At 51.3% G+C, this 11,761-nt stretch carries 9 protein-coding genes; 3 read left to right on the top strand and 6 right to left on the bottom strand.

What is annotated here, in order from left to right:
• The 6 genes from HMPREF2756_RS10005 to HMPREF2756_RS09980 all read right to left on the bottom strand — a co-directional run.
• On the bottom strand, positions 1-547 hold a 547-nt coding region (locus HMPREF2756_RS10005), incomplete at its 3' end, for an ABC transporter ATP-binding protein (RefSeq protein WP_070620826.1).
• 395 nt (positions 548-942) lie between these two features.
• On the bottom strand, positions 943-3,699 hold the full coding sequence (locus HMPREF2756_RS10000) for an ABC transporter permease (protein ID WP_070620823.1): 2,757 nt from the start codon (positions 3,697-3,699) through the stop codon (positions 943-945).
• 2 nt (positions 3,700-3,701) lie between these two features.
• Positions 3,702-4,463, bottom strand: a complete 762-nt coding sequence (locus HMPREF2756_RS09995; RefSeq protein ID WP_070620820.1) for an ABC transporter ATP-binding protein — start codon at positions 4,461-4,463, stop codon at positions 3,702-3,704.
• 255 nt (positions 4,464-4,718) lie between these two features.
• On the bottom strand, positions 4,719-5,876 hold the full coding sequence (locus HMPREF2756_RS09990; protein WP_371440709.1) for an ABC transporter permease: 1,158 nt from the start codon (positions 5,874-5,876) through the stop codon (positions 4,719-4,721).
• A gap of 256 nt (positions 5,877-6,132) precedes the next feature.
• Positions 6,133-6,858 carry a response regulator gene (locus tag HMPREF2756_RS09985; protein WP_070620817.1) on the bottom strand — a complete coding sequence of 242 codons (726 nt, stop codon included), beginning with the start codon at positions 6,856-6,858 and terminating at the stop codon, positions 6,133-6,135.
• A 48-nt stretch (positions 6,859-6,906) separates the two neighbouring features.
• Positions 6,907-8,103 (bottom strand): sensor histidine kinase, encoded by a 1,197-nt coding sequence (locus HMPREF2756_RS09980; protein ID WP_246825919.1) that lies wholly within the window; start codon positions 8,101-8,103, stop codon positions 6,907-6,909.
• A gap of 278 nt (positions 8,104-8,381) precedes the next feature.
• On the opposite strand from HMPREF2756_RS09980, the gene HMPREF2756_RS09975 reads away from it, so the two are divergent.
• From HMPREF2756_RS09975 to HMPREF2756_RS09965, 3 genes are all read left to right on the top strand, one after another.
• Entirely contained in the window at positions 8,382-9,437 is a 1,056-nt protein-coding gene (locus HMPREF2756_RS09975) for a 3-isopropylmalate dehydrogenase (protein WP_070620810.1), read from the top strand.
• A 246-nt stretch (positions 9,438-9,683) separates the two neighbouring features.
• The gene (locus HMPREF2756_RS09970; RefSeq protein ID WP_070620807.1) at positions 9,684-10,781 is read left to right on the top strand and encodes a branched-chain amino acid aminotransferase; all 1,098 of its coding nucleotides are present in this window, start codon (positions 9,684-9,686) and stop codon (positions 10,779-10,781) included.
• A 136-nt stretch (positions 10,782-10,917) separates the two neighbouring features.
• The gene (locus HMPREF2756_RS09965; protein WP_070621088.1) at positions 10,918-11,673 is read left to right on the top strand and encodes a fumarylacetoacetate hydrolase family protein; all 756 of its coding nucleotides are present in this window, start codon (positions 10,918-10,920) and stop codon (positions 11,671-11,673) included.
• The last annotated feature ends 88 nt before the right edge of the window (positions 11,674-11,761 follow it).

Here is an 11,761-nt window from a genome sequence, read left to right as displayed (position 1 = left end):
TGCCGGTGGGCTCGTCGGCGAAGACGACGTCCGGACGGGAGAGCAACGCACGCACAATGGCGACGCGTTGTTGCTGACCGCCGGAGAGCTGTTCGGGGCGGTGATCCAGACGTTTTTGCAGTCCCAAGGTCTCCACAAGATATTCGCGCCAAATAGGGTCCGGTTTTTTGCCGGCCAAGCCGAGCGGCAAATCGATGTTCTGCCCGGCGGTAAGGGTTGGAACTAGGTTGAAGGCTTGGAAAATGAACCCGACATGCTCGCGGCGGAATTCGGTAAGTTGATTATCTTTTTGGCCGTAGAGGTCGGTATCGCCGATGCGAATAATCGTCTCTGGATTACGATCAGGAGTATCGAGCGTGGCGAGAGTTTGCATCAGGGTTGATTTACCAGAACCGGAAGGTCCCATGATGGCGGTGAACTTGCCGTACTCGAAGTCGATGTTCACATTGTTAAGGGCATGAACGATGGCTTCGCCCGTGCCGTAGGTCTTGGACAGATTACGTGTAGCTACCGCAGGTTCGTATGCGGGAATTGTTGATGTGCTCATGATTTAATTGTTTCAAGATTGCAAAAATATATCCCCTGACATTTGTCATCCTTTGAGCTGAAATTCTTGAAGGCAAAATAAATGGCACTCATACTTTTGGATGAGAAATACTAGAGATTGAAAAAAGCAAGCCTCCGTAAGGATGAAGTACCCACGAAAAAGAAAAAATAATTAAAATAAAATTTTAGAGTCTATGCAATAATTATGGACGGTATTTTGATTCCTAGAAAGTAAGAATATATAGATAATTTAGACCTATAAAAGTGGGTTTTCTAAGTTTTATATCCGGGACTTCTACACGTAAAAATAACTCGGGAACACGAACCACATAAAAAGGGCAAACTCCCTAATGTGGGGAGTTCGCCCTTTTCGATGCAGGTTATTTTGCCAATCGACTAGCCTCGCATGCCCTCCACAGGGGAGAGACGGGCCGATCGGGCCGCTGGTAATATCGAGGCAACGAACGCCGATACCAGACCTACCAGCAGAACAAAGAACAATCCAAGGTAAGGAAGATCAATGACGACTTCGGTAGAAGAACTGGTACCTGCAATCACAACTTTAGCGGCGGCAATACCAATTCCAACACCCGCGAGGATGCCTAGGATCACGGCTCCTAAGGTAATCAGAATTGCCTCGGCTGAAATCATGCGACGCAGCTGTTTGCGGGAGAGACCCAGTGAACGAAGCATCGCATTCTCGCGGCGACGCTCGTTCACCGACAAAGTCATCGTATTGGCTACACCGATAATCGAGATGACTACGGCCAGGGCAAGAAGAACTAATGTGAAGATCAGCATGATCATCATAATCTGATCAAATTGCTGGCGTCCCTGCAAACCACCGGTGAATTCGTTACCGTCATTAGCCTTGGTGAGCTGTTCCTGAAGAGTCGAGTTTGCACTTGAGGAAAGCGGTGACTTGGCGTGAACGAGCACCATAGTCTGGGCACCGGTAGCACCACTTGTCGATGATGCAGCAGAGCTCTGCTCCCCAGCATCTGGGGCAGCTTCTGCAGGAACCTGAGCGTTTTCAGGAGCCTGTGATGAATCCAGCAGAGGCTTTGGATCTGAGGCGTTCTGCAGCTTGGTACCGGTCGTGGGATTCACAATATATAGCGACATATTGCTGCTGGTGGACTTGATGGGTTTTAACTCTACCGTCCCCAAGGGACCACGTGCTTTAAGGCGAGTGGAGTCATTGAAGTGGGCATTATCATAAAAGGCAGCCGAGACAAGCACGGTATCATCTTCAAGCTGATGTGACCCTTCAGTCGGAATGACCTTTGTGAGATCGTCGTGGTTGAGTGCTACCAGATTCTCGGTGCGATTCTGTGCTTCGCCACCGTCTTTCGGAGGGACCGTGAAATCAACGGTACCCGCTGCAGAAGCCACAGCAACACTATCGACGTTTTCCAAACCGCGAACTTTATCAGCGACAGAGCGCGCCTTATTGACGCTCTCAGATCCTGCTGTAGGTCCGGTACCGTAGGTGGCTGCCGCAGAGATCGGGTATAGCTTATCCATCGCGTTCGCCACGGTGGATGTCATGATGGAATATCCGGTCAGTACTGCGGTGACGACAAGCGCGCCTACCAAGACCGCGCGCCCGGTCGAAACGGTACGTTTCGGGGAACGCAATGCATTTGCTACCGCCAATTTTCCGGTCTGGTTGCGGAAGACCGATCCCAGGACACGAACAAGGGGCAGAAGAAGCCACGGGGTCAGCATAAAGACCGCAATGCCCAGCAGAAGCGCGGCAATCATAACGAGAAGAACAGAGGTCCCTGCATTTGAGCTATCGTTATTCTGCGTGATGGTATTGAACGCAAGGATCATGAGTGCACCGCCGCCGGCACCGATAATAAGACCCGCAATAAGGCCTGCGATGTTCGGCTTCTTGACCGCCTGAGCCGTAGTTTCGCCCATCGCGCTGATGGGAGAAATCTTCAAAGCGGTACGTGCTGGAGCGAGCGAGGCAATAACCGTGACCAAGGTGCACAGTACAACACCGACAACAAAAGCCATCGGATCGTAAGAAACCATGAAACTATTATTGGATAGCGCACTCAGCAGTGCCGCGATCGGATACACGAGAACCGCGCCGATAGTGGAGAAAATGATGCCCACAACAAGCGATTCAACCACAAGCATACGCACCAAGGATGAGCCCTGTGCCCCTAGAGTACGTAACAACGCCAGTTCGCGGATGCGCTGTCCCACGAGAACCGCAAAGGTATTCGAGATAACGAACGAAGAAACCAGCAGCGCTAGTGCGGCAAAGGCCCCCAAGATGACACCGAGGAACGCGAATATCGTGGAGAGCTGTTTCTTCACAACCTCCATGTACTCAGGACCAGACATAACAGAAGGCTCAGTTTTTTTGTCACCCGTGTTGAGTTTCTTCTGCAGCTCTACGCGAGCAGCAGCGTCGTCCGTTCCTTTGAACTTGACATATGCCATGCTGGCACCGGGAACGGCGTAGTTTGCAGAAGAAGCACCCCCAGCATTTTTGAGTGCCTTGTTAGCTGCCTCCCCATAGGAAGTTCCGCCAATAAACATAGCGTTATTCGTATCGGAGCCTGAGAATCCGACATCAAAAATACCAGTGATGGTGTACTCGCGCGTAGTTCCTGTATTTGGGTCAGAGATCGACGCGACTATATCGGGGGAATTGACCTTAGAATTAAGTTGAAGATTATGCTTTTGTGCAAAATCTTTCGAGACCATCAGCTCGGTGTCTGAGGTCGGCAATTTACCTTCAAAGTCGAAGGGAAAAAGATCTGCACTGTTAGGCGCTTGGGTATAAGAAACTTGAGTTTTATCGGGACCAAACTTACCCCGGCCCTGGTAGACAATCCACGACTGATCGACTGAATCATCATTCTGAATATTTTTGATGCTCTCTTCATCCAGATAGATATTTGCTTCAGTGTTAGAGTTATCGCGCGCATAGGAAGAGACAACAACGTTATCTGCTTTGGAAAGAATGCCATTTACCGATGCATTTAGAGTTCCCTGCAAAGAGCTGACTAATACAATAACGGCAGCAATAAAAAATGAAGAAATTGCGATACCGATTCCAGTAAGAATATATTTTCCTTTAGACGCGCGTAAATTAGCGCGTCCCACCGTATTAAGCGTTGTAGCCAATGTTATTCACCTTCCAACTGTCCCATGGCGTTTAGAACAGCATCGTGGGTAGGTTTGAGCATTTCGCCAGCTAAGGTACCGTCTTTGAGGAAGACTACGCGGTCTGCGTAGGATGCGGCGTGTGCATCGTGGGTCACCATGAGGATGGTTTGCTGGTGCTCGGTTGCTGCGGTTCGCAGGAGCTTGAGTACTTCGGTGCCAGAGTTTGAATCGAGGTTGCCGGTGGGCTCGTCGGCGAAGACGACGTCCGGGCGGGAGAGTAGTGCGCGCACAATAGCAACGCGTTGCTGTTGACCGCCGGAGAGTTGTTCGGGACGGTGGCTGAGCCGTTTTGTTAGACCCAAAGTCTCCACAAGATAATCGCGCCAAATAGGATCAGGCTTTTTGCCTGCCAGGCCAAGCGGTAAGTCGATATTCTGCCCGGCGGTGAGGGTGGGTACCAGGTTGAAGGCCTGGAAAATAAAGCCGATATGTTCGCGACGAAACTCGGTTAACTCTTTATCCCGCCGACCGTATAGCTCGGTATCGGCAATTTTGATGCTGGTGTTGGGGTTAACATCCGGGGTATCTAGGGTGGCCAAAGTTTGCATAAGGGTAGATTTACCGGAACCGGAAGGCCCCATAATAGCGGTAAATTTACCCTGTTCAAAAGAAACTGTTACGTTATTGAGGGCATGTACCGTCGCCTCACCTGTGCCGTAAGTCTTGCTCAGGTTTTGGGTGGTAACAGCTGGTTTGACAGAAGTATCTAATGTAGTAGTCATAACACCAATTATCCCAAACTAGAATGAAAACCTGTGGGAGGTTTTATCATACTTTTGGGTGATTTCTGGAGTCCTGTCTCTAAAATAACCGTAACTATTTTCAAGGTAAAGTTAGTGAAATTACAGGCAATATTATAAATAGAGTACTTTCTCAGGAATGTATGTGAAGGTAATATATATGAATAGGAATATGTTCTATTAAATACTTGGTATAGTACAGTAATTTTTTATATGCTGCATAGAATCTGCACAGACTCAGTCTTCTCGAAGCGCCTGAACTGGTGAGACTTTTGATGCTGCATAGGCAGGTTTAAGAGCGGCGATCCAGGTGACGGCAACACACACTGGCAGAGTAACTCCCAAAGGGACCAGGGAAAAAGTGAAAACCAATGTATGAGCAGCCCACGACGTGATAACCACCCAAAGAGCATAGGCAAGTGTAATACCTAAAGAAGCTGCAAGAACTCCCAAAACCGTAGATTCTGCCAGCACTATAGTGAGAAGATTGGAGCGGCTGGCTCCTAAAGTGCGTAAAAGAGCAAGCTCGCGGGTGCGCTGAGAAAGCAACACGCTGAATGTATTGGTAATAACAAAAGCAGAGACCATGAGGGCTAACGCTGCCAGGCCTAAAAGGGCTGCGGTGAGCAGATCATTGGCAAAACCTATGTCTGGCTCTACGTTGTGGGTGTATTCATACGCTGGCACTACATACCCATGATCGCCGTGGTGCGCGGTAAATTCCCGCTTAAAATCTTCAACCGAAACACCCTCACGGAGCTTGACAGCAACTATATGCGCATCATGAACAATATTTGTTTTATGCTCGCGATGAGCAATTTTAGATGTCGTTGTTAGCATAGTGCCACCGGCAAAAACTGTTATTGAATCTTCAGACCCCAGGGGCGGAGAGTGGAAAGTACCAGTGATCGTATATTCCTTGGTGGGCAAGGAATCTTCTAAAGATAGTGTGCCGCCCTCAAAATTTGTAATGGATGTGGGAGTGGGCAGCTTTATTGTTGCGACCGGGTCAATGCCGTGAAATTTATCGCCTATATTGAGATGCAAAGACTCACGAAGAGACTCTGGGAGCAGAATTTCATGATCATTCTCTGGCATTCGCCCCTGTATCTGATAAGGAAACAAATCCGGGTCAGTGGGAGCTTGAGAAAGCGCATAGGGCACAGGTTCGCCCGGTGCGTCATGATACATAGCTGAAACTACCGAGTCTTCCCGGATACCAGCTACCTGGGGGTTATGACGGATATCTTCGATTTCCTCAACCGAGAGAGCGCCCGACGGGTTCTCCTTGGCTTGCCCCGAGATATTGGTAGCAACCACCGCATCGCTGTTACGTACCTGATTGCCATAGTGTGCCATATATGTGGCGGAAATAATTGTGTTGAGAAGAAGCACTGCGCTCAAGAAAAAGCTGCAACCGCAATACCCAGTCCCGTCAAAATATATTTACGCCAGGACGCACGAAGATTTGCGTATATCAACGAGAGCAGAGAGGAGATCATGTAAAAAATCCTGTGGCGTATTACATCATAAATATCGGTCTACTATATAACCGTAAATGGTGGCTTGACGGATATTCATCATTCCCAAGAATGATTTTTCAGCCTTTTCACAGGTTCTGTCCTCAACGGTAGATGTAGACACAAGGAGCCTACGATACGATCCCAGCCTCATAGGCCATAATCACGGCCTGAACCCTATCGCGAGCATCAAGTTTTGCCAGAACATGGGAGACGTGGGTCTTAATTGTGGCCTCTGACAGCACGAGCGCGCGGCTGATCTCCACATTGGAAAGACCCTGCGCAATCAGACGAAGTACCTCATGCTCACGCGGAGAAAGAGTCTGCATGAGTTCCTGGTGCAGAAGCTGCGGCTCCTCCTGAGAAGTGGGGGCAACACTGGCAGAATCCTGTTCCGAATGAACCTCCAACACCGGAATCATATGTTCCAGCAGGCGGCGTGTAGCGGAAGGGGCGATCACCGCATCACCGCGGTGTATTGTTCGAATCGCCCCCAGAAGTTCTTCGGGAGGTGCATCCTTCAGCAAAAAACCGCTTGCCCCGGCACGTACCGCCGCATAGACATATTCGTCGACGTCGAAGGTAGTCAGCATAATAACCCTGGAATCAGGAACGTTGAGCTCTAGAATGCTTTTTGCAGCCTCCAACCCGTCCATAATAGGCATACGAACATCCATAAGAACCACCTGAGGGGCAGTACCTTCTTCAGCCATACGAGTATAGCTATCAACCGCCGCTGCGCCGTCATCAGCTTCGAGAACAACCTGCAGATCGGGCTGAGAATTGATAAGCATCTTCAAACCGCCGCGTACAAGCTGCTGGTCATCAACCAGCATCACGGTAATCTGTTCGTTCATAGGATTTCCTTCAATATGTTCTGTCACTTTTACAATACTGGCTTCCTGTTACGTTTCGCGGTACGGCAGCCAAGCCTTCACGCTAAAACCACCCTGCAGATCCGGGCCGTAATGCAGGGTTCCGTCATACATTGTGATGCGCTCGCGCATGCCCAAGAGACCGTTACCGCTGCCCGGCACGAAGGAATATGGAGCATCCGAGCTATTGTGATGGGCCGGAGCGCTGTTGTACACGTCCAAATACAGGCCATCTCGTTTCCACGTAGCCGAGAGAGTAACGATCTCAGCATCGCGGGCGTGTTTAACGATATTGGTGAGCGCTTCCTGGATTACACGATATGCCGCTAGATCAGCTCCCTGAGGGAGGGCGCCGTTTATGGTACCGGTAATGCCAGCAAAGTCGATATTAACTCCCGACCTGCGAGCCTGCGCAACCAGAGCGGGAATTTCGTGAATTGTAGGCGCTGGGGCGTACATGGTGTCTTCGTCGGTACGAAGAACCCCCAGGAGGGAACGCATCTGTGTGAGAGAATCGCGTGCGGTGACCGCAATAGTTTCGAGCGTCTGCTCCGCGATAGAGGCGTTATGCTCCTGAAGGTTAGTCGCTTCGGCGGGCTGAGTCGTCGTGGTCCGTATCGCGGCTGCGGCATACCTGGCACCGTCAGCCTGCGTGATGATGCTGGAGAGCGAATGCGCCACAATATCGTGCATTTCTCGGGCGATGCGGGTGCGTTCATCCTGTGCCGCAAGACGCCGTTCCTGTTCTTGCTCAAATTCGAGGCGCATCGCTCGCTCTCGAAGCTCATCCTGGCGAATAATGCGGGTACGCCTTGAATCACCGATAAACCAGAGCACGGAATAAATCGCACCGCATAAGGTTGTAATGATAATCGAGCTTATAACAGCGGCAAATTGTTCGCCCCGCGGAAGCAGCATAATAAAAAGCTGAACCCCTACCGCAAAGGCACCAATCCAGCCCGCAATAAACATGCGGACCCGCAGCTTCTTCTTCCAGTGCCTGCCGATATGATAAGCCGCTACGCCTACCGGAAAATACAGGTGAACGGGCAAAACATCCGGAATAAATAGAGTGAGAGCGGTGGAGACGAGAACAAACCAGATTGACCCATAAGGATGCCGGTACCGAAAATAAAGGGCGGTCGTATTGATGCATGCAATGAAAAAAGTAATGCCGCTATCCTTATAGGACATTGCAAGAGCTATGAGCAGAACAAACATCTGCATGAAAGCAACTACCGTGATATTAAACCAGCGGTAGTTCCTATCTATGTAGTTGTTAATTCGGCTCGTTAGATCCATGGGTTAAGTGTAACGTTCGCCCTCAAAACAGGTAATCACTCGAAAGGATGAATTCTGCGCGTACTCGTGTAATTCATGAGGCTACGAAATCTGGAATGAGGTCTCTCAAAACTGTGAGATTATGCGGGAATATATATGCCCATACTCTGAGAATCATGGCCTAAAATCTGCGCAATTGTTCGTGCCAGCAGTAGGGTAGAGGTATGACTACTGAACGTTCTATCAACCTTGCCGTGATCGCTGGCGACGGCATCGGACCTGAAATTATTACCGAGGCGCAGCGTGTGCTTCAACGCGCCTGCGAGCTTGATTCTATTCGCGTAGATTCCACCGACTATAAACTGGGTGCCGAGCACTGGCTTAAAACCGGCGAGACCCTACCCGAGAGTACGATGGAGTCTCTCAAACAGCACGATGCGATTCTTTTCGGCGCTATTGGTGCCGATCCGCGCAGCGGTAAGATTCCCTCAGGGCTGATCGAACGTGAAATGCTTTTGAAGCTGCGCTTCTCTTTTGACCATTACATTAACCTGCGTCCCGCACGGCTTTACCCGGGGGCAGTGTCGCCGCTGAGCAACCCCGGAGAGATCGACTTCGTGGTGGTACGCGAAGGTACCGAAGGGCCCTACGTGGGTAATGGAGGAACTATTCGCGGTGGCACCGATGCCGAAATCGCAACCGAAGTATCCATCAATACCGCACACGGTGTTCGTCGGCTAATCCGGTACGCCTTTGAACTGGCACGGTCTCGCCGTAAGAAGCTGACCCTCATCCACAAAACAAATGTGCTCGTACACGCTGGTCGTTTGTACACCCGTCTTTTTGAAGAGATCGGGCGCGAATTCCCCGAAGTGCAAACCGATTACCTGCATGTTGATGCGGCAACAATTTTCATGACCACCGATCCCTCACGTTTCGACGTGATCGTAACCGATAACCTGTTTGGCGACATCCTGACCGATCAGGCGGGTGCAGTGACCGGAGGTATTGGCTACGCGGCCTCAGGCAATATCAACGCGGTAGGGGAGTTCCCCTCAATGTTTGAGCCCGTGCATGGTTCAGCCCCCGACATCGCGGGGCAGAACAAAGCAAACCCAACCGCCGCAATCCTCGCGGGAGCAATGCTTCTGCGGCACTTAGGCTATGAGTCAACGGCAGTCCGTATTGAGGAAGCGGTCGAGGCTGATATGCGCGCCAACGGCACCCGCACCCGAGGCACCGACGAAGTTGGTAACGATGTCTTAGGGTTCCTAAGCTAGTTAAGGCTGAGGCAGCTTACACCCCCTCGATTTTCACGATATGGGCGGCGGTGAGTTGCGTGTGCGTTGTGCCTATTCATCAGGTACTCTAAAACATGTGCAACGGGCACATCCTCCCCGTCGTCCACTGGCGTGGTCACAAGCCGCACTGATGAGCTTCGTAAGCGATGCCGCTTCTGCCTCCCACCTTGAGGTTCGCGCCGCCGATGCTATTGGCAGAGAGAATTGACAGAATAGGATTACACCATGGCACTTGAATTTAGCCGTGAAAAGAACCCCGCCCCCGCGAGTGACGAACGACGAGCCGAGATTCTTGCCGACCCCGGGTTTGGCGACTATTTTACGGATCATATGGTCAGCATCGACTGGAACGGTGATTATAAAACCGGCGGTGAATGGTCGAATGCGCGGGTGCACGCCTACGGTCCGCTCAGTTTAGATCCCGCCGCTGCGGTTTTTCACTATGGCCAGGAAATCTTCGAGGGTATTAAAGGCTACCGTCATTCGGATGGGTCAGTGTGGACATTCCGACCCGAGAAGAATGCGGCGCGCCTAAACCGCTCGGCGCATCGTATGGCGTTGCCTCAGCTGCCCGAAGAGACCTTTATCGAATCCCTGAAACAGCTGGTGCAGGCGGATGAAAAATGGGTTCCCAGCGGTGAGGGAGAAGCGTTCTATTTCCGTCCGTTTATGATTGCGACTGAGGCATATCTGGGGGTTCGCCCTGCTCGTCACGTGGAATATCATGTGATTGGGTCGCCTGCCGGTAACTACTTTGGCACCCCCGAGCCGGTGGATATCTGGCTGTCCACGAAGTACGCCCGCGCTGGTGAAGGCGGCACTGGCACCGCAAAATGCGGCGGTAACTATGCTGCCGCCATGATCGCCCAGCTTGAAGGTGAAGAAAACGGCTGTAAACAGGTGATCTTCAAAGACCCGCACCGCAACGATGCTCTTGAAGAGCTGGGCGGCATGAACGTATTCTTCATCTACGGTAAAGAGAATAAGTTGGTAACCCCCGAACTTACCGGAACTATTCTAGAGGGCGTTACCCGTTCCTCAATTTTGCAGCTGGCGAAGGATCGCGGAATGACTGTTGAGGAACGCCCCATCACCCTCAGCGAGTGGCGTGACGGTGTGGCATCCGGCGATATTACAGAGGTGTGTGCCTGCGGTACCGCAGCGGTCATCGCCCCTATCGGAAAGCTCAAGGCTGCTGATTTTGAGATTCCAGCGGCTTCCGAAGGATTTGGTGAGATTTCCAAGAGCCTGCGTGAAGAACTCGTGGGCATTCAGACCGGTACGGTAGAAGACCGTCATGGCTGGCTGACCCGCCTCGTCTAATAACCACCCGGTACTGCCCCGGGCGCATCCGTAAAACGTGCAGAGAGTGACTTTCCGACGATAAGCTCTACTTTTCAATCGGAAAGTCACTTTTTGCGTATCGAGAGGGGTATGAATGACTGGTACTCTAGAAGGTATGCGTATTGCACGATTTACCGTAGATAACGATCTTCATTATGGTGTGGTTGAAGGAGAGGAGGGCAGCGAAGTTTTGCATGTTCTCGCGGGCGATCCGTTTTACTCCGGTGTTGAAACCACCTCGAAGACTTATCAGCTTGAGGACGTTCGCCTGCTTGCCCCCATCATTCCACGCTCCAAGGTGATTGGTGCTCTTGCTAATTGGGCGGGTACCCCGGCTCCTGCTGCCCCACAGTTTTTCATCAAGCCAAATACGACGGTAGTCGGCCCTGGTGATCCAGTGACTCTCCCCGAGTATTCTGAGGCGGTCAGCGTTGAAGGCGAGCTGGCGGTTATTATCGGTCGTATTGCAAAGTCGGTGCCGCTGGAACGTGTGCATGAGGTCGTTTTTGGATACACCGTAGCCAACGATCTGACGGCACGTGACGTTATGGAGGCGGACACGCAGTGGACTCGTGCGAAAAGCTTTGACGGCTCAACCCCACTGGGGCCCTGGATCGAAACGGAGCTTGATACCGACTCGCTGAATATCACGAGCTGGGTTGATGGTGACGTGGTGCAGGAAGGCAACACCTCTGATATGCACTACTCGGTGGCGGAGCTCGTGTCCGCCGCATCTGAGATCTTTACGCTTCTTCCAGGAGATATTATCTTGGCCGGAACCCCTGCGGGTACCAGCGTTCTTCGCGATGGTCATGAGGCTGAGGTCGAGATTGAAGGCGTCGGGTCTCTGGTAACCCGTATCCGCAGTTAGAGCCCAGTTTAGGCTGAGAGTGCTAAACATAGATTCCTCAGCGCTATAGGCCGCACAGCAGCATGATTTTGAGATACACAAGTTCAGG

The sequence above is a fragment of the Rothia sp. HMSC067H10 genome (assembly GCF_001810635.1).
GTDB lineage: Bacteria > Actinomycetota > Actinomycetes > Actinomycetales > Micrococcaceae > Rothia > Rothia dentocariosa.
The sequence above is the reverse complement of the archived record's forward strand: the minus strand, read 5'-3'. Positions and strand labels throughout refer to the sequence as shown.